This is a genomic window from Diaphorobacter ruginosibacter (assembly GCF_040396215.1).
Classification (GTDB): domain Bacteria; phylum Pseudomonadota; class Gammaproteobacteria; order Burkholderiales; family Burkholderiaceae_C; genus Diaphorobacter_A; species Diaphorobacter_A ruginosibacter_A.
Genome location: NZ_JBEBOW010000010.1, coordinates 15484 through 39545 on the forward strand (window position 1 = coordinate 15484; position 24062 = coordinate 39545).

Consider the following 24062-nt stretch of genomic DNA (forward strand, 5'->3'; position numbering starts at 1 on the left):
GAGAATCACGATGAAAGTACGCGCGCAAATCGGCATGGTGCTCAATCTGGACAAATGCATCGGCTGTCATACCTGCTCCGTCACCTGCAAGAACGTGTGGACCAGCCGCCCCGGCATGGAATACGCATGGTTCAACAACGTCGAGACCAAACCCGGCATCGGCTATCCCAAGGAATGGGAAAACCAGGAGGTCTGGAACGGCGGCTGGGTGCGCAAGGCGGACGGCTCGATCGAGCCTCGCCAGGGCGGCAAGTGGAAGCTGCTCATGCGCATCTTCGCCAATCCCAACCTGCCGCAGATCGACGACTACTACGAGCCCTTCACCTACGACTACGACCATCTGCAGTCGGCCAAGGAAAGCAAGGCCGCGCCCACGGCGCGCCCGCGCAGCCTGATTACCGGCAAGCGCATGGAGAAGATCGAATGGGGTCCGAACTGGGAAGAAATCCTCGGCGGCGAATTCTCCAAGCGCAGCAAGGACGTGAACTTCGAGAACGTGCAGAAGGACATCTACGGCCAGTTCGAGAACACCTTCATGATGTACCTGCCGCGCCTGTGCGAGCACTGCCTGAACCCGGCGTGCGTGGCGTCTTGCCCGAGCGGCTCGATTTACAAGCGCGAGGAAGACGGCATCGTGCTGATCGACCAGGACAAATGCCGAGGCTGGCGCATGTGCGTGTCGGGCTGCCCCTACAAGAAGATCTATTACAACTGGCAAAGCGGCAAGGCCGAGAAGTGCATCTTCTGCTACCCACGCATCGAGTCGGGACAGCCGACGGTGTGCTCGGAAACCTGCGTGGGCCGCATCCGCTATCTCGGTGTGATGCTCTATGACGCGGATCGTATTGCCGAAGCCGCCAGCGTGGAGAAGGACAAGGACCTGTACGAGGCGCAGATGAGCATCTTCCTCGATCCGAACGATCCGGAAGTCATCAAGCAGGCGCGTATCGACGGCATCCCCGACGACTGGATGATCGCCGCGCGCAAAAGCCCGGTCTACAAGATGGTGATGGAGTGGAAGGTGGCGTTGCCGCTGCACCCCGAGTACCGTACGCTGCCCATGGTCTGGTACGTGCCGCCGCTCTCGCCGATCACGGCTGCGGCCAATGCAGGGCATCTCGACGCCAATGGCGAGATCCCCGACGTGTCGCAGCTGCGCATTCCGGTGCAGTACCTGGCGAACCTGTTGACCGCCGGCGACCGCATGCCCGTCGTGCGCGCGCTCGAACGCATGCTGGCGATGCGCACCTACCAGCGCAACCTGCACGTGGACGGGGTCGAGAACACCGACGTGCTTGCGCAGGTGGGACTGTCCAGGAATGAAGTCGAGGACATGTACCACGTGATGGCGATCGCCAATTATGAAGACCGCTTCGTGATTCCGACCGCGCACCGGGAGTACGCCGAAAACGCGTTCGATCTGCGCGGCGGCTGCGGCTTCTCGTTCGGCAACGGCTGCTCGGACGGTTCGTCCGAAGTCAGCATGTTCGGCGGCAAGAAGCAGCGGACCATCCCCATCAAGGCCACCATCTGAGCGGCGGGAACTGGAAGGACGGAATCATGATGAAAGCCACTCCCCCATCCGCGCGGTACACGCTTCGCGTTCTCTCGCGGCTCCTGGCCTATCCGGATGCGGAACTCTTTGCCGACCTGTCGCCCATGGTCGATGCGCTGCGCCTGGAACAGGCACTGCCGCGCGCCCGGGTCGAAGAAATCGGACAGCTATGCGCGCACCTGAATGCGCTGGGTCCTTGGGAAGCCCAGGCCCGCTATGTCGAACTGTTCGACCGCGGCCACAAGACCTCGCTGCATCTGTTCGAGCACATCCATGGCGACTCGCGCGATCGCGGCCCGGCGCTGGTCGACCTGCAGCAGACCTACGAAAAGGCGGGCCTGCTGTTCGACGCCAACGAGCTGCCAGACCATTTGCCGGTGGTTCTCGAGTTCGCCTCCACCCAGCCCCTTCATCTGGCCAAGGATTTCCTGGGCGAAATGGTCGAGATCCTCAATGCGGTCTTCTCGGCGCTGGTCCAGCGCCAGAGCCCATACGCATGCGTGCTTGCCGCCATCCTGGAACTGGCGGGAGCCAAGGCGCACGCGGTGGAGATCGACCCCGAGCCCGACATGGACGATGCCTGGGTCGAGCCAGAAGCCTACGCGGGCTGCAGCACCCATGGCCAGTCCAGGCCCGGCACACCACAACCCATGCACTTTGTGCGCAAGTCGGATCTTCCGAATCAACACCAAGGAGTCTCAGCATGACCGACTGGCTCAACACCTTCCTGTTTGGTATCTATCCCTATATCTGCCTGGCGGTTTTCTTCATCGGAAGCTGGATACGCTTCGACCGCGATCAGTACACGTGGAAGAGCGACTCCTCGCAGTTGCTGCGCAGGGGCACCTTGCGATGGGGGAGCAATCTGTTTCACGTCGGCGTGCTGTTCCTCTTCTTCGGCCACGGCGTTGGCATGCTGACGCCGCACTTTCTCTATGAAGGCTTCATCAGCGCCGGGCACAAGCAACTGCTGGCCATGGTGAGCGGCGGCCTGGCAGGGTTGGCGGCCTTCATTGGCGTGACGCTGCTGCTGATCCGGCGCCTGGGAGACGAGCGCATCCGCGCGACTTCCAAGACCAGCGACATCCTGCTGTTGGTGCTGCTGTGGGTTCAACTGGCCCTGGGCCTGGCGACGATCCCGTTGTCCGCGGAGCACCTGGATGGCTCGATGATGATGCGCCTGGCTGAATGGGCCCAGCGGGAGGTGACCTTCCGCACCGGCGGCGTCGAGATGCTGGCCGGCGCGAGCTGGGTGTTCAAGACCCACATGTTCCTGGGGATGACCCTGTTCCTGATCTTCCCCTTCACGCGGCTGGTCCATGTCTGGAGCGGTTTTGCCACCCTGGCATACGTGCTCCGGCCCTATCAGGTGGTGCGCGCGCGCCGCTTGAACCTCCCCGCCGATCACAACCGCGGCGCCCGCCAGAACGGCGCGGCGTGAACTGAAAGCAGGTATTTCTCATGTCTCATGAATCCCATGTATGTGGTTGCGGAGGCGGCGGGTGCGGCTCCAGTGGTGGTGCCTCGGGTTACGAAGCAATGGAGTCCGCCGTCGCCGTTGCGCGGGTCAATGGCGTCGCGTTGCATGGAGCCACGGAGCTGCTGGGCCCGGAGGAACTGCGCCAGCGCGCCTGCACCGAGCTGCTGAGGCAGCAGGCGCAGCTCAAGGGCCTGCTGGACGGCGCCGACCAGCCGGAGGCGCAGGGCGGCGGAATCAGCGATGCGGCCGCCCACGCCATCGAGCAACTGCTTGATCGCGAACTCGATTGTCCCGAGCCCTCGGAAGACGCATGCCGCCGTTACTACGCCGCGCATCCCCAACGGCCCAACGAGCAGGCGCTGCTGCGTCATATCCTTTTCGCTGTGACACAGGGCGTCGATGTGGCGGCGCTGAGGCAACGCGCCGAAAGCGTGCTGCTCACGCTGCGGGCCGAGGGAACGGACGAGCCCTCGCGCTTCTCCGAAATGGCGCGCGAGCTCTCCAACTGCCCGAGTGGCGCCGAAGGCGGCGCCCTGGGATGGCTGGGGCGCGATGACTGTGCCGAGGAATTCTCCCGGGAGATCTTTTCCTCCAGTGAAGTGGGAGTGATGTCCCATCTGGTGCACAGCCGCTTTGGCCTGCATGTCGTGGAAGTGCTCGAACGCAAGGCCGGCGAAGCGCTGTCCTACGAAAACGCGCGCGCGGGAGTGGTGCATGTGCTGCGCCAGCAGGCCTGGACCAATGCCGTGCGCCGCTACCTGCAGTCGCTGGCGGAACAGTCCAGCATCGAGGGGGTCGCCATGGATTCGGAAGAGGCGCCCCTGGCGTCCTAGAAGCAGGCATGGCCCGTGAAGTCGATCCAAGCCGCGCAGACCGCCTCGTCACCTCAAGGAGGATTCGTGCCCGACGATGATCTGTTGCACCGCCTGCGCTGCTTCCACAGCGATGCGTTCCCGCACTACCGCGAGCAGTTCGAGTCGCTGGTGAACCAGGGGCAGCATCCCAGCACGCTCTTCATCGGCTGCTCGGACTCTCGCCTGGTGCCTTATCTGCTCACGGGGTTCGGCCCCGGGGAGCTGTTCCTGGTGCGGAACGTGGGCGCGTTCGTTCCGCCCTATGACGGTTCGTATGGGCACCACGGCACAGCGGCCGCAATCGAGTTTGCCGTGCTCAACCTGAACGTGAGCCGTATCGTCGTTTGCGGGCACAGCGATTGCGGCGGTATCAAGGCCATGTATGGCGAAGTCTCCCCCGAGGCCCTGAACCTGCGCCGCTGGCTCGACCTGGGCCGCGACGCCATGCTGCCCGACAAGCGCTCGCCCGAGACTTTGCGCCGCACGGAGCAGCGCGCGGTGATACTGCAACTGGAACGCCTGATGGGGTACCCCATGGTGCGCAGGCGTGTCGAGGATGGAAGCATCAGCCTGCATGGCTGGCACTATGTGATCGAGGAAGGGCAGGTATATGTGTTCGACGTGACGGAAGGCGTGTTCACACCCGCATCCAAGGCGTCGAGCAGCAGCACCGGCCCCGATACCGGGTTGTTGACGCAGGAGGCATTCGGCTGCCAGCAGTACGGCAACCAGGCTGTTTGACGGCGCGCGAGTACCAAGGAAAATCATGACAGAAGAACAGGGGAAGAAACCCGGCGCGGGGCGTCCCGTCATCGCCATCGGCAAGCAGGAGGGCGCCAGGTCCGAGCCACCCCGGCTGCCGCCGCAGCGCTGGAGCGCCGCGATGCTCGCGCAGGCCCCGCATCGCATCAGTTTTTTCCTGGCGATGGTGGTGTTGATCGCATCCGGAATCTGGTGGGCGCTGGTGCAACTGGACCGCTCCACGGGAGCGGCGCTGCTGCCCTACGGCATGCCGCCCATGCTGGGGCATTCCATCGTGATGTGCTTTGGCTTCTTCCCGCTGTTCTTTGCCGGTTTCCTGTTCACCGCCGGGCCCAAATGGCTGCATGTCGAGCCGCCGAACATGTCCGCCATTTTGCCGCCGCTGCTCATGCAGGCATTCGGCTGGCTGCTGTGGCTTGTTGGCGCGATGTCGTTCCAGTCGATTGCAATGGTCGCTCTTGGCATTGCATGGCTGGGCTTTACATGGATGTGCGCCATCTATTGGGGCCTGGTGCGGCGCAGCAGGATGGAGGACCGAATCCACGCCAAGGCGATTGCCGTGGCATGCGCGGTAGGGTGCGTGAGCCTTGCCGCGGCGGGACTGGGCCTGCTGACGGGCCGCATCGACATCACCCGGGCCTTCGTGCTCACCGCCGTCTGGGGCTTTGTCGGCGTGGTGTATATCGTGGTGGCCCATCGCATGATTCCATTTTTCACATCCAGCGCCCTGCCATTCATCGACGTCTGGCGGCCGTTCTGGGTATTGTGGCTGCTGCTCGCGGCGATGGCGGTCAGGGTGGCCGATGCGTGGATTTCCACGTATCTGCTGTCCGGCTCCTTGCATACTGCGTGGAGCATCGTCTGCGGCTCGTTCGAGCTGGTCGCGGGGGGCATGCTGATGTGGCTGGCGTATCGCTGGGGGCTGGTGCAGAGCCTGAAGAACCACCTGCTGGCGATGCTGCACATCGGTTTCTCCTGGATCGGCATCGCCTTCGTGATCGCGGGCGGCGTGAAATGGATCTCGCTGTTCATGCCCGTGTCGGGCTGGGAGCTGGCCGCGCTGCACGCCTTCACGATGGGAGCCCTGGGCTCGCTGCTGCTGGCCATGGTCACGCGCGTTTCCTGCGGCCACAGCGGCCGCATGCTGCACGCCGATTCGGTGGTGTGGGGCCTGTTCTGCCTGCTGCAGGCCACCGTGGTGATGCGCGTGGCGGCGGCGCTCGGCGGCGGTCTGGGCGCGTGGCTGCTCAGCGGCGCGGCGCTGCTGTGGGTCGTCATCGTCGCGATCTGGGGCGGCAGGCTGTGCTCATGGTATGGCAAGCCGCGCGCCGACGGTCGTCCGGGATGATGGCCCGTGCGGTTTGAATCGTTCGAGGACGACCTATGAATTCCAAAGTCTCTCTTCCGGGCCTGCGCTCACCCGGCGTTGGTTTCGAGCAGCCCTTCGAGATGCTGGACGCATGCCATGACCGGGTGCGGCGCTCGCTCAAGCTGCTGTCCGACCTGCGCGCGTACCTGCACACGCATGCGTGCGACGATTCGGCCCGGCAGGCGGCGCGCGACGTGCTGCGCTACTTCGATCTGGCCGCTCCGCTGCACCATCAGGACGAGGAGTTGCACATCTTCCCGGCACTCAAGCAAAGCTGCGCGGATGACGCGGACCTGCAGTCCAGCATCCGCCAGTTGCAGCAGGACCACGAAGACATGCATGCGCACTGGGAGCGCACCTTGCGTGGCGTGCTCAAGGCGCTGGCCGATGGCTCCATCGGACAATTCACAGCGGCGCAGGAGGCGGAATTCGACGTGATGATCCAGCGCTACGATCGTCATCTGCGCATGGAGGACGGCGTGATCTATCCGGCGGCGCGCAAGGTGGTGGCCGTGCCACAGCAGCAGGCCATGGGCGAGGAAATGGCGGCCCGGCGCAGACAGTGAGCCGCCGCGCCCGCAGCGGCCTGATTTGGTGATGGCAGGCCTCGCGAGTGGAGCGATCCCGTGTCGCCTTGATGATCAATGTGGTTGATGGACTCGCGCACAATTTGCGCACCATGAACGCTGGCGCCGCAGAAATCCTGCATGAAGAAACATGGCGTTCCCGACCCAAGCCCCGTTGATTCATGTCTTCGAAAACCCATTCGCTTTTGCGCATAGCGCTCACCCTCTTCGCCGCGTGGCTTGCCGCTGAACTCTGCGTGGCATTGCACACGCCGCTGCCGTGGATGATCGGCCCGCTGCTGGGCACCGCGCTGCTCACCATGTTCGGCGTGCCCACCATGAGCGCCATCGCCTGCCGCAATGCCGGACAATGGACGATTGCAACCGCGTTGGGCCTGTACTTCACGCCCGAGGTCGCGCATCTGGTGGGCGGGCTGTGGTGGGCGATTGCGCTGGCCATCGTCTGGGCGCTGTTTCTGGGCTGGGGGTTTGGCGCATGGCTGTACCGTGTGGCCGCGCCGCGCATGCCGACAATTTCCGCGCGGTCCATGCGCGCCACCTGCTATTTCGCGGGCGCGATTGGCGGGGCGTCGGAGATGACGCTGCTGGCCGAGCGCGAAGGCGCCCGCGCCGACCTCGTCGCGGCGGCGCACAGCCTGCGCGTGCTCATCGTGACGGTGACGATCCCGTTCGCGCTGCAATGGAGCGGCCTGCATGGATTGGACCGCCTGCCGCCGGCCACGCGCGTGGTCGATCCCGTGGGGCTCGTCGTCATGATGGCCGCGGCGGGCGTTGGCGCGCTCGTCATGCGCAGGCTGGGCCGCGCGAATCCCTGGTTTCTGGGTGCGCTGCTGGTGACGCTGGGCATCACCGTAAGCGGCACGACACTCTCCGCCGTTCCGCAGCTCATGGTGAATGCCGCCCAACTGGCGATTGGCGTGAGTCTGGGCGTGCGCTTCAGCTCGGATTTCATCCATACGGCCCCGCGCTGGATGGGTATCGTGGCTGGCGGTACCTTCGCGCTGATGATGGCCTGCGCGCTGTTTGCCGTGGGGCTGGCGTGGTTGGCGGGCCAGCACTGGGTGACGTTGGTGCTGAGCACCTCGCCCGGCGGCATCGCGGAGATGTCGATCACCGCCAAGGTGCTGCAGCTTGGCGTGCCGGTGGTGACGGCGTTTCAGGTCTGCCGCCTGGTTGCCGTGCTGCTGCTGGTAGCGCCGCTGTATCACCGCATCTACGGGTCGCGCGCATGAAAAAGCGCCATTTGCAGGGTGCCTGCAAATGGCGCGGGAGCGGGTAAATGATGGGGCCGTAGCCGGTTTCAGTGCTTTTTCAGTGCACCAGCACGGGGTTCTGGGCCAGGCCCACATAGCCGTCCAGCGTGTCTTCCACTTCTTCCTGTGTGGGCGTGTTGCGTTGCCACTCCAGAATCTGCTGCTGGAACATTTCCGCCCAGGAGCCGTCGAGGTAGACCTCCTTGCCGGAGCGCTTGTCCACGATCTCAAAGCCGTGGCGCGGCAGTTGAGGAACGGTGGGCTGGGCGGCAGCGGATGTGGCTTCGCCGCTCAGGTCGGCGTCAGGCTGCATGTGGACGACCACAAAAGAATCTGAGTCGTAGAGCATGTGCATGGTCAGGTTCCTCCTTTCACTGCGGTAATAGATGAATGCCAGAGTCGGAATTTCAAGAGGGCGGGGCATCGAGGGAATGCAGCGCCGCCCTGTCGCCATCACCGAAATGGACAGACATCTGAAGAACAGTATTCCATGGATTTGCGTTGCTCGAACCCGGTGGCGCGAATTTGACAAAAAATACGTTAATTAAATTTTTTGGGCTGCATTTTCTGCGATATTTATAAATTCGGTATTCCTTTTGAATCTCTGGTTTTGCGGAGTGGCGGCGGCGGTCCATCCGTGATTTTGTGAAAAGATATTCAACCGCTCGCGCAACAGGATCCCGGAATCCGGAATCCCTGAACAGGCCGGGCCGCGCATCCGGCGCCGGAATCGATCCTCGCAGCCTTATTTCAGCTTCAGCTCGGCATAGTCGCCATTGGACTGCGTCAGCCGCAGTTGCACGGGCAGGTATTGCTGTTCGATGCCAAGCCAGAGGTCGGCCTGCAAATCCCGTTCGTGCCGAGGCTGTTTCTGCAGGCGGATGGCGCGGGTGGGGCCGGCGGGCAGATCCAGGATCTGCGTTTCACCGACCGTGAAAATCCAGCGATCCGCATTGCGCGGGCCTATCGTGGTGAATGCGATCTGCGTGCCGGACGGATAGCGGTCGGGCGCGGCGGCCAGCATGGCCGCGAGCTGGATGAGCACGCTGACGCGATCCTGCGCTCCCGGGCCTATGGGGGTGCGATTGGTATTTGCGCTGAAGATGACGATGTGCTGGTCGAAATCGAAATGCGCCGCCACTTCGCGCTTGCCCTTGTCGCCGAAGCGCGCGGGTTCAAGCCCCCTGGGCGTGATTTTGCCGGTGCTGGTCTGGCTGCGCGTGCCGAGCAGGAAGGCGCTGATCTCCTGGCGGGCCTCATAGCGGTCTCCATCGTTCCTCCATGACAGCTCGCCGTTGACGTTGTAGCGCATTTTCTTGACTTCACCCGTCACCGCATATTTGAGGGTGGCCGTTGCGGGCAACCGGATGGGCGGCGGCTCGGCGCTCTCCTGGCCGCCGGCGGCTCCGGGAGGCCGGATGTCGACGCCGGCGCTCAATTCGTCGTCAGGATGTTCCGCGGGCGGGGCGGATGCGGCGTTGGTGTTGGAGTCGCTGGAAGAGGCCGTGTCCGCAGCCGGGGAGGCCTGTTGCGCGCCATCTTCCGGGACGGAGGCCGCGCCGGAAGCCGCGTCGGATGCGGGGCCGATGATGTCGGTGAAGGCCTCGGCGGGTGGCGCGGGCGCCAGGGACGCATCGGCGGCGGCATCCTGATCGCCGGGGAGTTCCGCCTCGGCGGGCGGTTGGGCGGCTGCTGGCGTGGGCTCGGGGTGTGGCCTGGGCCTGGGCTTGGGTTTCGGCGCTGGCTGGGTGCGCGGTTTCTCCGGCGCGGCGGGCTGCGCCTTGGCCGTCTCGGCGGCAGGAGTTGGCGGCGCGGGCGTCACCATGCGGGTGTGGAACGCCAGCCGCTGCGCGGAGCCCTGGTCCGTGCCGCCCAGCGGCACGCCGCCAAGCACCAGCCAATGAAGGGCCAGGACCAGCAGTGTGAGCAAAATGAGGGCGCGGCGCGGCATGGAAGTCGGGTGAGGATTTCAGGGGAAAAGGGGGTCTTCCGGGCCTGGCATCCCTTTCAGTCTGCTGATGGCCTGGGCGCCACCCAGCCCAGATCGCTCGAGAGCTGGTGAGCGGCGGCGCGCAGCCCCGCATCCACCTGGCCGCCCCATGCGGGATCCAGGGTCGCGGACGAGCCCAGCGTCGTGATGCCCATCACCAGATGGCCATCGGAGTCGAACACCGGCGCGCAAAAAGCGCTGATCCCGGGCAGCAGCGTATCGACCACCCGAGCGCAGCCATGTTGCCGGATTTCTTCGTACAGCATGGACACTTCATCCAGGTTGTGCGGCAGCCCGTCGTGGCGCCGATGATGGGCCGCGTGTCCCAGCTCCTCGCCGATCAGCGCGGCGGTTTTCTCGCGCGGCAGCCATGCGCCGAAGCATCTGCCCGTGGCGGACGAGAGCAACGGCATCACGTCGCCCAGGCGCAGATGGGCGGTCATCGCCAAGGGGGCTTCTTCCCAATGCACGATGGTCGGGCCGCGATTGCCCCAGACGGCCAGCGCAACCGTGTGGCCGAGTTGCTCCATGATGCGTGGAACCCTCTCGCGCGCCATCCGCACGGCGTCGATGCGCGAGAGCGAGGCCAGGCCGAGCTTGAGCGCGGCAGGCCCGAGGTCGTAGCGGCTGCTGCGGCTATCCTGGATCACCAGTTGCAGGCGCTGGAAGCTCACAAGATAGCGGTGCGCCTTGGCCGCGCTCATGCCGGCTGCGGCGGCCAGGTCCTTGAGCATCAGCGGGCCGCGGGAATGCGTGAGGACCTCGAGCAGCGCGAAGCCCACTTCCACTGATTGAATACCGGCGCGTTCTGTGTCCATCTGCACTAGAATTTTCAAATTCTTTTTTGTTGAATCAATTCCGCAAATCGTAATTCATACGGCGGCATGATGGGCGATTTGCCAGGAATCCAAGGGAATTTTTCGCCATGAAACTAGCCACTTACAAAGACGGTTCGCGTGACGGCCAGCTCGTCGTGGTCTCGCGTGACCTGGGCACCGCCCATTATGCGACCGGCATCGCCGACCGCCTGCAGCAGGTGCTTGACGACTGGAACTTCCTTGCCCCGCAGTTGCAGGATCTGTATGACCAGCTCAATGCGGGACGCGGCCGTCACCCGTTTCCCTTCGATCCCGCCCAGTGCATGGCGCCGCTGCCGCGCGCCTTTCAGTGGGCCGACGGCTCGGCCTACATCAACCACGTGGAACTGGTGCGCAAGGCGCGCAATGCCGAAGTGCCCGCGAGCTTCTACACCGACCCGCTGATGTACCAGGGCGGCAGCGACGATTTCCTGGGGCCTTGCGACGACATCGTCGTGCCCAGCGAGGCCATGGGCATCGACTTCGAGGCCGAGATCGCGGTGATTACCGGCGATGTGAAGATGGGGGCCTCCGCGGAGCAGGCGCTCGACGGCATCCGCCTGATGACGATCGCCAACGACGTGAGCCTGCGCAACCTGATTGCGCCGGAGCTGGCCAAGGGCTTCGGCTTCCTTCAGAGCAAGCCGGCGACGGCTTTCGGCCCCGTGGCCGTCACGCTCGACGAACTGGGCGATGCCTGGGACAAGGGCCGCGTGAACCTCACGCTCCAATCGACCTGGAACGGCCGCCGCGTGGGCATGTGCGAGGCGGGGCCCGACATGACCTTTCACTTCGGCCAACTCATCGCGCATATCTGCAAGACGCGCAATGTGCGCGCCGGAAGCATCGTGGGAAGCGGCACGGTCAGCAACAAGGACTGGTCCAAGGGTTATTCGTGCATTGCGGAAAAGCGCTGCATGGAAATCATCCAGGACGGCCAGCCCAAGACCGAATTCATGAAGTTTGGCGACACCATCCGTATCGAGATGAAGAACAAGGCCGGACAAAGCCTGTTTGGCGCCATAGAACAAGCCGTCGCCGACCCGCAAGCCTGAGCAGTCCGCATTTGCGTGGCGCGGGCGGGGCGGTAGGAACCCGGTGGCGGGCGTGGCCGACCCGGGCTAGACTGAGGCATTGAACGGAGCCTGTCCGAGGATCGACCCGCAGGATCAGCCGACCAGCTGCAGTCCTCGAGCAGGCCCAAAGGAAGCCTGCACATGAAAGTCATAGATTCGATCGTCGCCGAAGCGGCATCCATCGCCGCCATCCGGCGCGATATCCACGCCCATCCCGAATTGTGTTTTGAAGAGGTGCGCACCGCCGACCTCGTCGCCGCCAAGCTAACGCAGTGGGGCATTCCCATCCATAGAGGCTTGGGCAAGACCGGCGTCGTCGGCATCGTGAAGGGCCGCGACGGCGGCGCCTGCGGCCGCGCGATCGGCCTGCGCGCCGACATGGACGCGTTGCCGATGCAGGAGTTCAACACCTTCGCGCATGCGAGCAGGCACAAAGGCAAGATGCACGCATGCGGCCACGATGGCCACACGGCCATGCTGCTGGCCGCTGCGCAGCATTTCGCGCGGCACCGCGATTTCGACGGCATCGTCTATCTCATCTTCCAGCCCGCCGAAGAGGGCGGCGGCGGGGCGCGCGAGATGATCAACGATGGCCTGTTCGAGAAGTTTCCCATGCAGGCCGTTTTCGGCATGCACAACTGGCCCGGCATGCCAGCGGGCTGCTTCGCGGTGAGTCCAGGGCCGGTCATGGCGTCGAGCAATGAATTCATCATCACCATCCATGGCAAGGGCAGCCACGCCGCCATGCCGCACATGGGCATCGATCCGGTGCCGATCGCCGCGCAGATGGTGCAGGCATTCCAGAACATCATCAGCCGCAACAAGAAGCCGATCGAAGCGGGCGTCATCTCGGTCACGATGATCCATACGGGCGAGGCGACCAACGTGGTTCCCGATACCTGCGAGATGCAGGGCACGGTACGCACCTTCAGCGTCGAGATGCTCGACCTGCTGGAGCGCCGCATGCGCGAGGTGGCCGAGCACATCTGCGCGGCATTCGGCGCAACCTGTGAGTTCGAGCTGAGCCGCAATTACCCGCCCACCATCAACTCGGCGGCGGAAGCCGATTTCGCGCGCAAGGTGATGCAGGGCATCGTCGGCGAGGCGCATGTGCTGGCGCAGGAGCCCACCATGGGCGCGGAGGACTTCTCCTTCATGCTGCTGGAAAAACCCGGCGCCTATTGCTTCATCGCCAACGGCGACGGCGACCACCGTGAAATGGGGCATGGCGAAGGCCCGTGCACGCTGCACAACCCGAGCTATGACTTCAACGACGAGCTGATCCCGCTGGGTGCGACCTATTGGGTGCAACTGGCCGAGCAGTGGCTGGCAGTCCCCGCCGCCGAGGCGGCGAACGCCTGAGAAGGCGGGCGCGATGCGGTTGCAAATAAAATAGAACGATCGTTCGTATTTTTGGGTTTTTTCGATACACTGGAAAGGTGCGGCGCGCCGGTTCATGTGCTGCCGCCATCATCCGATTCCCCATTCCTGGAGACCCCATGTCCGACCTGAACGCTGATTTCGAAGCCGCCGTCGCCAATTCCAAGCAGCTGAGCGAACGTCCCGACAATCCGACGCTGCTGAAGATCTATGCGCTCTACAAGCAGGCAACGGTCGGCGACAACGAGGAGAAGAAGCCCAGCTTCTCGGACATCGTGGGCCGCGCGAAGTGGGATGCGTGGGACAAGCTCAAGGACACGAGCAGCGAAGATGCCAAGCGGCAGTACATCGACCTGATCGAGTCCCTGCGCGGCTGACGCGCCCCACTCAACGGAGCCCTTCCATTCAACTGGTTGCGGCGTGGAGGGTGGGCGCGGGCGCTGCCGGCATCAGCTCCTTCATGGCCGCCCTGCGCTCGGCGAGGCTGGCTTTTGCGAGCTTTTTCACCGCGGCGTGAAAACGGTCCCAGCGTCGACCCTTGTGCTCGAACAGGGCCATGAAGGCGGGCGCCAGATCGTCATACGCGCCCTGAGCGCCGAAGGCGGCGTTGTTGGCTTCACGCACCCAGCGATCCAGGCTGGCGAGCTGAGCGGGTGGGACCTGATCCGCGCTGACCCAGCGCTCCCGCAGTTTTTCATAATCGTCGCGGAAAGACTGCATGGCCTGCTGCTTGGCCGCCTGCGGGGCCTCGCCGCCTCCATCGGCCTGTTGGTAGATGGCATCCAGCGCCGAGCGCGTGCTCCGGGTGAGCGCGCGGAACTCCGCGCGGCGTTTCTCGCCAGCGGTGAATTCCGCCTGCGCCCGAGGGGTGGATTCCTCGCGCAGCCATTGCCGCACGCCAAGGCGTTCCACCGCCGTCGCGTAGGATTCATTGAAGGCGGTATCGCCGGGCGCATAGGCCACCTGGTGCGCGAGTTCGTGGAACAGCAGGCGCACGAAGTCCCCTTCCGGCCAGCCGACGAACGTGCTCAGGATAGGATCGCCGCCCAGCCAGTTGGAGTAGCCCAGCGTCGAGTACGCGGGCACCGGGTACACGCTGGTCTCCAACCCGGTTTGCGCCAGGCGCCGGGCTTCGGCCTGCGCATCGGCTTCGGCGAAGTAGCCGCGGTAGCCGACGCAGCCCGTCACCATGAAGCACCACGTATGCAGTTCGAGCGAGTATGGCGGCGCGGCCACCACGTTCCAGACGGCGGCCTTGCGCCCGAGCTGCGCATACCGCCGGTAGCTGGCGTTGTCGGGCAGGCCCAGCTCCTCGGTGGCGAAGCGGCGCGCGCGCCGTGCGAGCTCCAGCCGCTCGCGCAGCGCGGGCGGAATGCCGGGTTGGCCGATCCACTCATCCAGCGGCTTCGCTGCATTCATGATCTCCATGTGGCCAAGGAAGGACTGCCAGTAATAGCCGGCCAGGCTGTCGTCCGGTGCGGCCGCGCAGCCGCCGAGCGCCAGCGCCATGCCGATGCTGGCGGCCATGCGTCGCAGGCAGCGTGGGAGGGGATGTTTCATGCGGGCAGACACAACTTTTCCATGTTTTCACGGCACAATGGCCCGATGGCCGAACACCAGCAACCGCAACCCGTGGCGGGACTCTTCTCCGATGACGGCGGCTGCCGGCGCTGCTTCTGGTGCGAGGCGTCGCCGCTGTACAGACACTACCACGACCATGAATGGGGATTTCCCGTCGATGACGACCGGCGGTTGTTTGAGAAGCTTTGCCTGGAAGGGTTCCAGGCCGGGCTGAGCTGGCTCACCATCCTGAACAAGCGGGGGGCCTTTCGCGCCGCCTTCGCCAATTTCGAGGCGCAGGAACTGTCGCGCTTCGACGAGAAGGACGTCCTGCGCCTGTTGGCCGACAAGGGCATTGTGCGGCATCGCGGCAAGATCGAATCGTGCATCAACAATGCCCGGCGGGTGCTGGAGTTGCGCCGTGAATTCGGCACGCTGGCCGCATATGTCTGGAGCTACGCGCCGCAGGCCGCTCTGAACCGTCCGGCAGTGAACACCTACGATGCCGTGCGCGCCGTCACGGCGACGGCCGCGTCGCAGGCGCTGTCCAGGGATCTGAAAAAACGCGGCTTCAGCTTCGTGGGGCCTACGACCATGTACGCGTTCATGCAGGCCATGGGGCTGGTCAACGACCACATCGCCGGCTGCCACGTGCATGATGCGGCGGCGCGGGCGCGCGACTTATTTACCGTGCCGAAAGCCGGTGAGACGCCGTGAAGCGATGAAATTCCGGGGGGATTCCGCCTGCCGGTAACGCGGCTGGGGAGTAAGCGGGGCTTGCCTGTCTTGCGCATTGCACGCGAGGCATTGTTTTTCCGGCAGGGGCTTCCGGTGCCTTGACCCGCACAGCGCCCGAACAGGTTTCGGGCACGGTGCAGAGCACAGGCTGAAACCAGCCGCCCGATCAGCCGCCCTTGTGCGAGCGCTTGCCGGGGTTCTTCTTGTTGCGGGTTGCGACGCCACGCTCCAGGCTCACGCGTTGGCCGCGGCCTGCGGTCGCGACAGGCATGCCTGGCATCGGGGTTGGACGGGGACTGCGCTTGCGGTCTGCTTCGGTAACGATCTTGTTGCCCATGACGGCTCCTCTTGAGAAAAAATCGGATGAACCCGCTATTAGGCCATATTTGGCGCCCGAGCGGTCCGAAATGGGCTTTTTTGACGACCCGGATTCGCGCGGAAACGATGGTTTTCGTGGGCTGTGGAATGCAAAAAGTGACATTTCCATGAAGCCTTGCGTGGGACTACCGCCCGCCATCGTGTAAGACAGGGGCCATTGACGATTGTCGTGCTCCGCTAGAAGAATCAGAACCTGTTATCGGCTTTGCAAGGAGTTGTTGTGAAGGATTTGATGAAGTCGCTCGAGCTCAGCCTGGCGCAAGTGCCGGTGTCCGTGCAGATCCAGCTGCCGGATGGAAGGCGTCTGGGGGCCAGCGATGCGGACGTGCGGCTGGGCTGCAAGGACCGGCTCTCCATGGTGGCGCTGGCCATGGGCGAGATCGGCAATGTGGGTGCGGCCATCGTGGAGGGGCGCGTCGCCATCGAGGGCAACATGCGCCAGCTCATGACAGCGGCGTCGGCCCTGCTCAAGCTCGATCCCACCAGCGGCTCCGGCAATCACTGGTGGCAGCGTGTCATCCAGCGCACGCGCTCCATGGCGGCGCACACGGTGGCGCACAACACGCGCAACATCCAATTCCACTACGACCTCTCCGACGAGTTCTATGCGCTGTGGCTGGATCCGCGCCGGGTGTATTCCTGCGCGTATTACCGCACGCCCGAGCTCACGCTCGCCAAGGCGCAGGAGGCCAAGCTGGATCACATTTGCCGCAAGCTCGATCTGCGGGCGGGCGAGCGTTTCCTGGATATCGGCGCGGGCTGGGGCGGCCTGCTCCTGTGGGCCGCGGAGAACTATGGCGTGGACGCCACCGGCATCACGCTTTCCAAGAATCAATATGCGCACGTGCAGCGCCTGATCGAGGAGCGCGGGCTCGGCGCGCGCGTGCGCATGAAGCTGGCGGACTACCGTGAGCTGAAGGCTGATCAGCCGTTCGACAAGATCGCCTCGGTCGGCATGTTCGAGCACGTGGGCCGCGAGCAGATGGTGGGCTACTTCAGGACCGTGCATGACCTGCTGCGCCCCGGCGGCCTGCTGATGAACCACGGCATCACGGCGGGCGGCGTGGACAACGCGCAACTGGGCGCCGGCATGGGCGACTTCATCGAGCGGTACATCTTCCCGGGCGGCGAGTTGCTGCACGTGAGCACCGTGCAGCAGGACATGGCGCTTGGCGGCCTGGAAATGGTCGATACGGAAAACCTGCGCCCACACTACGCCAAGACGCTGTGGGCATGGTCGGATGCGCTGGAGGCGCAGCTGGACAAGGCCGCCGCGATCCTGAACGCGCAGTACGGCGAGGAAAAGGGCGGCAAGGCGCTGCGGGCGTACCGGCTGTATCTGGCCGGTTGCGCCCTGGGCTTCGAGCGCGGCTGGACCGCGCTTCACCAGATGCTTGCGGTGCGTCCCGACGGAAACCTGCAATCAGGGACAATGGCCGGAGCCCAGTCGGTCTATCCTTTCACGCGCGACTATATCTACGCGCCGCGCGCAGGTGCGAACGAGCGGGCCAAGGCGGACGCGGCCAGTCATTCATCGCCGGTTCATTCCTGATCCCTACCTGACGAAGAAAGCCTCGATGCTCTACAAGTTCAAATCACGTTCCACTGCCGACCTCATCATGCTGGAGCCGACGGCGCGCCAGATTCTCACCATCATCGGCAAAGACCCGGGCGGGCCGCACGGCATCGTCACCGTGGCGCAGATTCCTGCCGCCATCGCGGCGCTGGAGGCGGCCGTGGCCGCCGAGGAAAACCTGGGCCGCGACGAGAAGCAGAAAACGCCTGACTATGCGAGCGCCGGCGAAGACGACCAGAAGGTCAACGAAGGCGAGGTGATCGAGCTGCGCCAGCGCGCAGCGCCCTTCATCGACATGCTGCGCCGCAGCGCCGCCGAAGGCAACGACGTGGTCTGGTGAGCCAGGCTGGTTCAACCAGCGGAAAAAAACCGGCGGGTTCGCAGGAACCCGCCGGTTTTCCGTTTTTGCGCAGCTACTGGATGGCCGACACCAGGCTCGGCCACCGTTCGATGCACGTCGTCAGTCGGCGTAGGCGCCCGCGGCCTTGATGATCGGGCCCCATTTGTTGATTTCGGAGATCACGAACTTCTTGTGGCCTTCCGGCGTCAGGCGGTCGTCATTGGCGATCACGGCGCCCAGCATTTCCTCGTTCTTCACGAAGGTGGGATCCTTGAGCGCGACCCTCAGCGCTTCGTTGACCGTCTTGATCACGGCCGCGGGCGTGCCCTTGGGGGCATACAGGCCGTGCCAGATCGTCACCTCAAAGCCCTTCAGGCCGGCTTCCTGCAGCGTCGGCAGGTCCTTGAGCTCGGGCATGGACAGGCGCTTGGGCGTGGTCACGGCGTAGGCCTTCACCTTCTTGCCGGCGATCTGCTGCGTGGTGTTGGTGGTCTGGTCGCACAGCAGGTCCACCTGATTGCCCATCAGGTCGGCGATCGCGGGCGCCGCGCCCTTGTAGGGCACGGGCGTCATTTCGGTCTGCAGCGCGCTCTGGAACAGCAGGCCGCACAGGTGCGAAGCAGAGCCGATGCCGGCGTTGGCAAGGTTGATGTTGCCCTTGTTGGCGGCGATCCAGCTGGTCAGTTCCTTGTAGTTGTTGGCGGGCAGCGTCGGCTTGCCGATCAGCGTCATGGGAACGTCGTTGATGATGCCGAGGTATTCGAAATCCTTCTCGACATTGAACGGCAGCTTGCGGTACAGGCCGGGCACGGTGGACATGCCGATGTGGTTGAGCAGCAGCGTGTAGCCGTCCGGCGTGGCGCGCGCAACCTTGGCCATGCCGATGGAGCTGCCGGCGCCGGCCGTGTTGTCGATCACGATGGTGGTACCGTTCAGCGGCTTGCGCAGGGCCTCGGCCAGATCGCGCGCGACGCGGTCGGTCGGGCCGCCAGCGGTGAACGGGACGACGATGGTGATGGTCTTGCCCTTTTCGGGGTAGGCATCGGCGGAAGCGCCGAAGGCGGCAAGCACAGCCGCGGCGGCTAGGGCAAATTTAAAAGTAGTCTTCATGATGATCCTGACGAAAGAGGCGCAAATGGTAAAAAAGATTGCATTTCGTCGCATCAAGGTAATTACTAGGAATTAAGCGCAAACACGCTTGACGAAAGCTCCTTGCAGCATGTAATCACCGATAAAAAATAGTATTGGGCGATGGGTTGTCAAGCTCATGTAATTTTCAGGTGGTAAGGGTTTTTAGGGGAAGCCGCCAAACTACCCCGTTTTACTTGTAGCTGCGCACGTCCTCGATCACCTTGCCGTCGTTGGGCAGGGTGCCCGGAATCACCATTTCAATGTCTCCGCGCAGCTTGGTTGCTTCGCGCAGCGCCTCGGCCAGCAGTCCGGCAAGTCCCGGCGCGGTCTCGGTGGTCTCGACGACGAGCTTCATCTGGTCGTTGGCCATTTCACCGCTCACGATGAGGCGCGCCTTGGAAATCTGCGGGAACCGCCTGACGACGGCGGCCACCTGGCCTGGGTGCACGAACATTCCGCGTACCTTGGTGGTCTGGTCCGCCCGGCCCATCCAGCCCTTGATCCGCATGTTGGTGCGCCCCGTGGGGCAGCGGCCGGGCAGCACCGCCGAGAGGTCGCCGGTGCCGAAGCGGATCAGCGGGTAGTCCGGGTTGAGCGTGGTGACGACCAGCTCGCCCACTTCCCCCTCGGGCACGGGGTCGCCCGTGCCGGGACGCACGATTTCGACGATCACGCCTTCGTCGAGCACCAGCCCCTCGCGGGCCTGGGTTTCATAGGCGATCAGGCCAAGGTCGGCGGTCGCATAGCACTGGAAGCCTTGCACGCCGCGCTCGGCCATCCAGTCGCGCAGCGATGGCGGAAACGCCTCGCCCGACACCAGAGCCTTGGTGACGCTTGCCAGCTGCACGCCTTGCTCGCCGGCCTTTTCCATGATGATCTTCAGAAAGCTCGGCGTGCCGACGTAGCCCGCGGGCCTGAGCTCTGCCATGGCCTGGACCTGCTGTTCGGTCTGGCCGGTGCCGCCGGGAAATACCGTGCAGCCCAGGGCGTGGGCCCCGCTTTCCATCATCGAGCCAGCGGGAACGAAATGGTAGCTGAAGCTGTTGTGGATCAACTCGCCCGGGCGAAAACCCGCCGCATACATGGCGCGGGCCACGCGCCAGTAATCCTTTCTTGTGCCTTCTGGCTCGTAGATGGTGCCGGGGCTGGCGAAAACGCGCGGCATTTCCCGCCCGAACGCGAGCGTGCCGAAGCCGCCGATCGGGTCCGTGTCGCGGTATTTTTGCTGGCGTTCGAGCAACTCGTACTTGCGCGTCACCGGCAAGGCGGCGAGCGCGGCGCGGCTGGTGATTGCGCTGGCAGTCACTCCCGCCAGGATCTCGGCAAAGGCGCTGGAGTTGTGTTGCGCATTGGCGATCTGCGCGGGCAGCGCGGCCATCAAGGCCGCCTCACGGTCCTTTGGGTCGCGGGTTTCCAGTGCATCGTAGAAGGACGTCATGACAGGTTCCTGGAGCATTCGAGGGCGTATGGGTTCCGCCCCGAGTTGAACAATGGTTTCGGGGGAAGGAGCTGGCAAAACTGCCGGGAAAGTGCGGGGGAGCGCTGCTTCTCGCGCGATTCAGGCCAGCCAGCGCTTGCGGCGCTTGTAGCTTTTCACGTCCTTGAAGCTCTTGCGCTCGCCGCCGCCGACGCCCAGGTAGAACTCCTTGACGTCCTCGTTGTTCGCAAGATCATGGGCCGCGCCGTCCATCACGACGCGGCCGCTTTCCATGATATAGCCATAGTCCGCGTACTTCAGCGCCATGTTGGTGTTCTGCTCGGCCAGCAGGAAGGTCGTGCCTTCCTTGCTATTGAGGTCCTTGACGATGTTGAACACCTCTTCGACGATCTGCGGCGCCAGTCCCATCGACGGCTCGTCGAGCAGGATGATGTTGGGGTTGGACATGATCGCGCGGCCGATCGCGCACATCTGCTGCTCGCCGCCCGAGGTATATGCCGCCTGCGACGTGCGGCGCGTCTTCAGGCGCGGGAAGTAGTTGTAGACCTTCTCCAGGTTGGCCGAGATCTCTGCCTTGCTGGTGCGCGTGTAGGAGCCGGTCAGCAGGTTTTCCTCGATGGTCAGGTGAGCGAAGCAGTGGCGGCCCTCCATCACCTGCACCACGCCGCGCCTGACGAGATCGGCGGGCGAGAGATTCTCGATGCGCTCGCCGCGCAGTTCGATGGAGCCCTTGGTGACTTCGCCGCGCTCGCCCTTGAGCAGATTGGAAATCGCGCGCAGCGTCGTGGTCTTGCCCGCGCCATTGCCGCCCAGCAGCGCGACGATGCCGCGCTCGGGCAATTGCAGCGAAACGCCCTTGAGCACCAGGATCACGTGGTTGTAGATCACCTCGATGCCGTTGACGTTGAGAACGATGTTTTTCGCTTCCATGTTTGAGCCTTTTCAAAGCCATTCACCCAATCGAAAACCACCTTGCGGGAGGCTTTCGGCTGCGCGCGTGACGTAAGTTGCCCGCGCCCCGGTGAAGCGCGCCCCGCCCCGGCAACCGCCGCACGAGGGCCGCTTCGCGGCGGGAGCGACGCCCCTCTCGCGCCGCGGCGTGCGCGGTGCGGGAGGAGAGGCGCCCGGCGCCCCGCAGATCACTTGCAGTCGGTGCGGCGCGCGATCTTCTTGTCGGCCAGATACTTGTCCGCATGCTCCTTGATCATGGGGTCGATGACCTTGTCGTCGGCCTGGTACCAGTCGCTTCCCATGTTCCACTTCTTGCCGTCCCACGTGTGGATGCGTGCCCAGCTGGAGCCCATGTGGTCGCCGCACGATGTCTTGAGCGGACGCATGACCTCGTCGAAGCCCAGTTCCTTCAGGCGTGCCTCCGTCAGGTTCAGGTTCTCATAGCCCCAGCGGACCTGTTCGCCGGTCATGGGCTTGCCCTTGCCGAACTTTTCCTGCGCGGTGCGGATGGCTTCCACGGTCAGCATCGAGATGATCATGCCGCGCGTGTACAGCACGGAGCCGACTTCATCGCGCGGTCCGGAGCCGGCCTTCTTGTCGTGCACATACTTCAGCACGTCCTGCGCGACCTTGGTGTTCTGGCCGAAGCCGTTCAAGGCGAGCGCCTGATAGCCCTTGGCTCCTTCTCCCACGTCGCGGACATCGGGCTCGGCGCCGGCCCACCACACGCCGTACAGCTTGTCGCGCGGGAAGCCGGTGGCCTGAGCCTCCTTGAGCGCGGTGGAGTTCATCACGCCCCAGCCCCACAGCAGCGCATAGTCGGGACGGCTCTGGCGCAACTGCAGCCAGGTCGCCTTCTGCTCGACGCCCGGCGCCGTCACCGGCAGCAACTGCAGCTCGAAGCCGTGCATCTTCGCGCGTTCCTGCAGCAAGGGGATGGGCTCCTTGCCGAACGGGCTGTCGTGATAGATCAGCGCGATCTTCTTGCCCTTGAGCTTGTCGAGGCCGCCCGCCTTCTTGGCGATGTGCTGGATCAGGATGTCCGCTCCGGTCCAGTAGCTGCCCATGAAGGGGAAGTTCCAGGGGAAGGCGTTGCCGTCCTTGGCGATCGACAGGCCATAGCCCAGGGTGATCAGAGGGATCTTGTCGACGGGGGCCTTCTCGGTCAGGGCGAAGGTGATACCGGTTGCCTGCGGGTCGAACGCGGCAACGAAGGGCTTGCTCTTCAGGCGCTCGTAGCACTCCACGCCGCGGTCGGTGGCGTAGCCGGTTTCGCACTCTTCGTAGGCGATCTTCACGCCGTTGATGCCGCCGTCGCGCTCGTTGACGAGCTTGAGGTAATCCTGCTTGCCGTTGGCCCATGGGATGCCGTTGGGCGCGTAGGCGCCGGTGCGGTACGAGAGCAGCGGGATGAACTGTTCCTGAGCGAACGCGCTGCCGGCGAAGCCGGCGCTTGCGGCTGCCAGGGTGGCGGCCAATGCCAGACGAGTGAACTTCATGGTTTGTCTCCTATGAAAAGTGAATGAACGAACGTCAACTGACTTCTTGCGCGGCATGCGCACTACACACGGAAAAATCACAACTTCAAGATCAATGCGGGAACGGCCACACGCGCATCTTCTGCTTGCCGATCGACCACAGCTTGGCAAGGCCGTGCGGCTCCACGATCAGGAACCAGACGATCAGCGCGCCGAAGATGATGAACTCGGCATGCGACACCCCGGCGGTGGACATCTGGAAGCCGAACAGGCTCGCGATGGCGGGCAGCGCCAGGCTCAGCACGATCGGCAGCACGACGATGAAGGCCGCGCCGAAGAAGCTGCCCATGATCGAGCCCATGCCGCCGATGATCACCATGAACAGCAGCTTGAACGACACATCAACCGAGAACGCCGCCGGCTCCCAGGCGCCCAGGTGCACGAATGCCCACAGCGCGCCGGCCATGCCGATGATGAAGGAACTCACGGCGAACGCGGAGAGCTTGGCGTACATGGGGCGGATGCCGATCACGGATGCCGCCACGTCCATGTCGCGGATGGCCATCCATTCGCGGCCGATGGCGCCGCGCACCAGGTTCTTGGCGAGAATGGCGATCACCACGAGGATGCCCAGGCAGAACAGGTATTCGGACATCGCGGATTCGATGGGCATGCCCAGGAAGTTCAGGTGCGACACCGACACGGAGCCGGACGGCGAATCGTTGGTGAACCACTTGATGCGCAGGAACATCCAGTCGCTGAAGAATTGCGCGGCCAGCGTGGCAACCGCCAGGTACAGACCCTTCACGCGCAGGCTCGGCAGTCCGAACAGGATGCCGAAGAACGTGGCGCACAGGCCGCCGAGGATCAGCGCCAGCACCAGCGGCATGCCGGGAATGCGCACCATGAAGTTGAACGCCCCATAGGCCCCCACCGCCATGAACGCGCCGGAACCCAGCGAGATCTGGCCGCAATAGCCCACCAGGATGTTCACGCCGAGCGCGGCCAGGCACATGATGGTCAGCGGAATCAGGATGGCCTGGTAGAAATAGTCCGATGCGATCATCGGAACCAGGATGAACGCGGCGGCAACCAGCAGCCACACGCCGATCTTGTCCTGGCGTATCGGGAACACCTGCTGGTCGGCGCGGTAGCTCGTCTTGAACTGGCCGTTCTCACGGTAGAACATGAATTTCTCCTGATCGTTGCTTGTGTGTACGGTTCATCCGGTGCTGCGGTCCCGCTGCGTTGCCGCACCCGACGTGCGTTGCACGCCGGGCCGTCTTCGAAAAATCATTGATCCCGTATT

Annotated in this window: 24 protein-coding genes; 14 read left to right on the forward strand and 10 right to left on the reverse strand. The window is 64.2% G+C overall.

Annotated features, from left to right (window positions below; translation table 11 throughout):
• Positions 1 to 10: 10 nt before the first annotated feature.
• The 8 genes from narH (at position 11) to ABWP92_RS02885 (ending at position 7839) form a co-directional block, all read left to right on the forward strand.
• The gene (gene narH / locus ABWP92_RS02850; RefSeq protein ID WP_353233833.1) at positions 11 to 1534 is read left to right on the forward strand and encodes a nitrate reductase subunit beta; all 1524 of its coding nucleotides are present in this window, start codon (positions 11 to 13) and stop codon (positions 1532 to 1534) included.
• Between the two features lie 26 nt (positions 1535 to 1560).
• On the forward strand, positions 1561 to 2262 hold the full coding sequence (narJ, locus tag ABWP92_RS02855; RefSeq protein ID WP_353233834.1) for a nitrate reductase molybdenum cofactor assembly chaperone: 702 nt from the start codon (positions 1561 to 1563) through the stop codon (positions 2260 to 2262).
• Positions 2259 to 2996 (forward strand): respiratory nitrate reductase subunit gamma, encoded by a 738-nt coding sequence (gene narI / locus ABWP92_RS02860; RefSeq protein WP_353233835.1) that lies wholly within the window; start codon positions 2259 to 2261, stop codon positions 2994 to 2996. Before narJ ends, narI begins: the two co-directional genes overlap by 4 nt.
• Positions 2997 to 3094: 98 nt before the next feature.
• Positions 3095 to 3868 (forward strand): peptidylprolyl isomerase, encoded by a 774-nt coding sequence (locus tag ABWP92_RS02865; RefSeq protein WP_353233836.1) that lies wholly within the window; start codon positions 3095 to 3097, stop codon positions 3866 to 3868.
• A 66-nt stretch (positions 3869 to 3934) separates the two neighbouring features.
• Positions 3935 to 4630: a carbonic anhydrase gene (locus ABWP92_RS02870; protein ID WP_353233861.1), complete on the forward strand. Its 696-nt coding sequence runs from the start codon at positions 3935 to 3937 to the stop codon at positions 4628 to 4630.
• Between the two features lie 25 nt (positions 4631 to 4655).
• Entirely contained in the window at positions 4656 to 5999 is a 1344-nt protein-coding gene (locus ABWP92_RS02875) for an NnrS family protein (RefSeq protein WP_353233837.1), read from the forward strand.
• Between the two features lie 35 nt (positions 6000 to 6034).
• Positions 6035 to 6586 carry a hemerythrin domain-containing protein gene (locus tag ABWP92_RS02880; RefSeq protein ID WP_353233838.1) on the forward strand — a complete coding sequence of 184 codons (552 nt, stop codon included), beginning with the start codon at positions 6035 to 6037 and terminating at the stop codon, positions 6584 to 6586.
• Between the two features lie 182 nt (positions 6587 to 6768).
• Positions 6769 to 7839 (forward strand): AbrB family transcriptional regulator, encoded by a 1071-nt coding sequence (locus ABWP92_RS02885; RefSeq protein WP_353233839.1) that lies wholly within the window; start codon positions 6769 to 6771, stop codon positions 7837 to 7839.
• Positions 7840 to 7918: 79 nt separating this feature from the next.
• Here the strand turns inward: ABWP92_RS02885 and ABWP92_RS02890 are convergent, their stop codons facing one another.
• The 3 genes from ABWP92_RS02890 to ABWP92_RS02900 form a co-directional block, all read right to left on the reverse strand.
• Positions 7919 to 8215, reverse strand: coding sequence for a BTH_I0359 family protein (locus tag ABWP92_RS02890; protein WP_353233840.1), 297 nt, complete (start codon positions 8213 to 8215; stop codon positions 7919 to 7921).
• 390 nt (positions 8216 to 8605) lie between these two features.
• Complete coding sequence (locus ABWP92_RS02895) at positions 8606 to 9811, reverse strand: DUF3108 domain-containing protein (protein WP_353233841.1); 1206 nt, start codon at positions 9809 to 9811, stop codon at positions 8606 to 8608.
• 56 nt (positions 9812 to 9867) lie between these two features.
• Complete coding sequence (locus ABWP92_RS02900; RefSeq protein WP_353233842.1) at positions 9868 to 10668, reverse strand: IclR family transcriptional regulator; 801 nt, start codon at positions 10666 to 10668, stop codon at positions 9868 to 9870.
• Positions 10669 to 10775: 107 nt separating this feature from the next.
• Between ABWP92_RS02900 and ABWP92_RS02905 the strand changes: the two genes are divergently transcribed.
• From ABWP92_RS02905 to ABWP92_RS02915, 3 genes are all read left to right on the forward strand, one after another.
• The gene (locus tag ABWP92_RS02905) at positions 10776 to 11762 is read left to right on the forward strand and encodes a fumarylacetoacetate hydrolase family protein (RefSeq protein WP_353233843.1); all 987 of its coding nucleotides are present in this window, start codon (positions 10776 to 10778) and stop codon (positions 11760 to 11762) included.
• A gap of 162 nt (positions 11763 to 11924) precedes the next feature.
• Positions 11925 to 13145, forward strand: a complete 1221-nt coding sequence (locus ABWP92_RS02910; RefSeq protein ID WP_353233844.1) for a M20 aminoacylase family protein — start codon at positions 11925 to 11927, stop codon at positions 13143 to 13145.
• Between the two features lie 137 nt (positions 13146 to 13282).
• Positions 13283 to 13540: an acyl-CoA-binding protein gene (locus ABWP92_RS02915; protein WP_353233845.1), complete on the forward strand. Its 258-nt coding sequence runs from the start codon at positions 13283 to 13285 to the stop codon at positions 13538 to 13540.
• Positions 13541 to 13568: 28 nt separating this feature from the next.
• Here ABWP92_RS02915 and ABWP92_RS02920 read toward each other — a convergent pair whose 3' ends face one another.
• Complete coding sequence (locus tag ABWP92_RS02920; protein WP_353233846.1) at positions 13569 to 14723, reverse strand: aminopeptidase; 1155 nt, start codon at positions 14721 to 14723, stop codon at positions 13569 to 13571.
• A 21-nt stretch (positions 14724 to 14744) separates the two neighbouring features.
• Here ABWP92_RS02920 and ABWP92_RS02925 point away from each other — a divergent pair, with 21 nt between their 5' ends.
• Positions 14745 to 15440, forward strand: a complete 696-nt coding sequence (locus ABWP92_RS02925) for a DNA-3-methyladenine glycosylase I (protein ID WP_353233847.1) — start codon at positions 14745 to 14747, stop codon at positions 15438 to 15440.
• A 187-nt stretch (positions 15441 to 15627) separates the two neighbouring features.
• Here ABWP92_RS02925 and ABWP92_RS02930 read toward each other — a convergent pair whose 3' ends face one another.
• Positions 15628 to 15798, reverse strand: coding sequence for a hypothetical protein (locus tag ABWP92_RS02930; protein WP_353233848.1), 171 nt, complete (start codon positions 15796 to 15798; stop codon positions 15628 to 15630).
• Positions 15799 to 16059: 261 nt separating this feature from the next.
• Here ABWP92_RS02930 and ABWP92_RS02935 point away from each other — a divergent pair, with 261 nt between their 5' ends.
• Together ABWP92_RS02935 and ABWP92_RS02940 are read left to right on the forward strand one after the other, a co-directional pair.
• Entirely contained in the window at positions 16060 to 17391 is a 1332-nt protein-coding gene (locus tag ABWP92_RS02935; RefSeq protein ID WP_353233849.1) for a class I SAM-dependent methyltransferase, read from the forward strand.
• Between the two features lie 25 nt (positions 17392 to 17416).
• Positions 17417 to 17755 (forward strand): DUF1840 domain-containing protein, encoded by a 339-nt coding sequence (locus tag ABWP92_RS02940; protein ID WP_353233850.1) that lies wholly within the window; start codon positions 17417 to 17419, stop codon positions 17753 to 17755.
• A 120-nt stretch (positions 17756 to 17875) separates the two neighbouring features.
• On the opposite strand, the gene ABWP92_RS02945 is transcribed toward ABWP92_RS02940, so the two are convergent.
• The 5 genes from ABWP92_RS02945 to ABWP92_RS02965 form a co-directional block, all read right to left on the reverse strand.
• Complete coding sequence (locus tag ABWP92_RS02945; protein WP_353233851.1) at positions 17876 to 18865, reverse strand: tripartite tricarboxylate transporter substrate-binding protein; 990 nt, start codon at positions 18863 to 18865, stop codon at positions 17876 to 17878.
• Positions 18866 to 19076: 211 nt separating this feature from the next.
• Positions 19077 to 20324, reverse strand: a complete 1248-nt coding sequence (locus tag ABWP92_RS02950) for a phenylacetate--CoA ligase family protein (protein ID WP_353233852.1) — start codon at positions 20322 to 20324, stop codon at positions 19077 to 19079.
• A 120-nt stretch (positions 20325 to 20444) separates the two neighbouring features.
• Positions 20445 to 21254 carry an ABC transporter ATP-binding protein gene (locus ABWP92_RS02955; RefSeq protein ID WP_353233853.1) on the reverse strand — a complete coding sequence of 270 codons (810 nt, stop codon included), beginning with the start codon at positions 21252 to 21254 and terminating at the stop codon, positions 20445 to 20447.
• Positions 21255 to 21463: 209 nt separating this feature from the next.
• Entirely contained in the window at positions 21464 to 22774 is a 1311-nt protein-coding gene (locus tag ABWP92_RS02960) for an ABC transporter substrate-binding protein (protein WP_353233854.1), read from the reverse strand.
• 91 nt (positions 22775 to 22865) lie between these two features.
• On the reverse strand, positions 22866 to 23942 hold the full coding sequence (locus ABWP92_RS02965) for a branched-chain amino acid ABC transporter permease (protein WP_353233855.1): 1077 nt from the start codon (positions 23940 to 23942) through the stop codon (positions 22866 to 22868).
• Between the last annotated feature and the right edge of the window lie 120 nt (positions 23943 to 24062).

Excerpts from the sequence above, each read along its gene's own strand:
- narH (WP_353233833.1), top strand. The coding sequence starts at position 11 with ATGAAAGTACGCGCGCAAATCGGCATGGTGCTCAATCTGGACAAATGC.
- narJ (WP_353233834.1), top strand. The coding sequence starts at position 1,561 with ATGATGAAAGCCACTCCCCCATCCGCGCGGTACACGCTTCGCGTTCTC.
- narI (WP_353233835.1), top strand. The coding sequence starts at position 2,259 with ATGACCGACTGGCTCAACACCTTCCTGTTTGGTATCTATCCCTATATC.
- ABWP92_RS02865 (WP_353233836.1), top strand. The coding sequence starts at position 3,095 with ATGGAGTCCGCCGTCGCCGTTGCGCGGGTCAATGGCGTCGCGTTGCAT.
- ABWP92_RS02875 (WP_353233837.1), top strand. The coding sequence starts at position 4,656 with ATGACAGAAGAACAGGGGAAGAAACCCGGCGCGGGGCGTCCCGTCATC.
- ABWP92_RS02880 (WP_353233838.1), top strand. The coding sequence starts at position 6,035 with ATGAATTCCAAAGTCTCTCTTCCGGGCCTGCGCTCACCCGGCGTTGGT.
- ABWP92_RS02885 (WP_353233839.1), top strand. The coding sequence starts at position 6,769 with ATGTCTTCGAAAACCCATTCGCTTTTGCGCATAGCGCTCACCCTCTTC.
- ABWP92_RS02890 (WP_353233840.1), bottom strand. The coding sequence starts at position 8,215 with ATGCACATGCTCTACGACTCAGATTCTTTTGTGGTCGTCCACATGCAG.
- ABWP92_RS02895 (WP_353233841.1), bottom strand. The coding sequence starts at position 9,811 with ATGCCGCGCCGCGCCCTCATTTTGCTCACACTGCTGGTCCTGGCCCTT.
- ABWP92_RS02900 (WP_353233842.1), bottom strand. The coding sequence starts at position 10,668 with ATGGACACAGAACGCGCCGGTATTCAATCAGTGGAAGTGGGCTTCGCG.
- ABWP92_RS02905 (WP_353233843.1), top strand. The coding sequence starts at position 10,776 with ATGAAACTAGCCACTTACAAAGACGGTTCGCGTGACGGCCAGCTCGTC.
- ABWP92_RS02910 (WP_353233844.1), top strand. The coding sequence starts at position 11,925 with ATGAAAGTCATAGATTCGATCGTCGCCGAAGCGGCATCCATCGCCGCC.
- ABWP92_RS02915 (WP_353233845.1), top strand. The coding sequence starts at position 13,283 with ATGTCCGACCTGAACGCTGATTTCGAAGCCGCCGTCGCCAATTCCAAG.
- ABWP92_RS02920 (WP_353233846.1), bottom strand. The coding sequence starts at position 14,723 with ATGAAACATCCCCTCCCACGCTGCCTGCGACGCATGGCCGCCAGCATC.
- ABWP92_RS02925 (WP_353233847.1), top strand. The coding sequence starts at position 14,745 with ATGTTTTCACGGCACAATGGCCCGATGGCCGAACACCAGCAACCGCAA.
- ABWP92_RS02930 (WP_353233848.1), bottom strand. The coding sequence starts at position 15,798 with ATGGGCAACAAGATCGTTACCGAAGCAGACCGCAAGCGCAGTCCCCGT.
- ABWP92_RS02940 (WP_353233850.1), top strand. The coding sequence starts at position 17,417 with ATGCTCTACAAGTTCAAATCACGTTCCACTGCCGACCTCATCATGCTG.
- ABWP92_RS02945 (WP_353233851.1), bottom strand. The coding sequence starts at position 18,865 with ATGAAGACTACTTTTAAATTTGCCCTAGCCGCCGCGGCTGTGCTTGCC.
- ABWP92_RS02950 (WP_353233852.1), bottom strand. The coding sequence starts at position 20,324 with ATGACGTCCTTCTACGATGCACTGGAAACCCGCGACCCAAAGGACCGT.
- ABWP92_RS02955 (WP_353233853.1), bottom strand. The coding sequence starts at position 21,254 with ATGGAAGCGAAAAACATCGTTCTCAACGTCAACGGCATCGAGGTGATC.
- ABWP92_RS02960 (WP_353233854.1), bottom strand. The coding sequence starts at position 22,774 with ATGAAGTTCACTCGTCTGGCATTGGCCGCCACCCTGGCAGCCGCAAGC.
- ABWP92_RS02965 (WP_353233855.1), bottom strand. The coding sequence starts at position 23,942 with ATGTTCTACCGTGAGAACGGCCAGTTCAAGACGAGCTACCGCGCCGAC.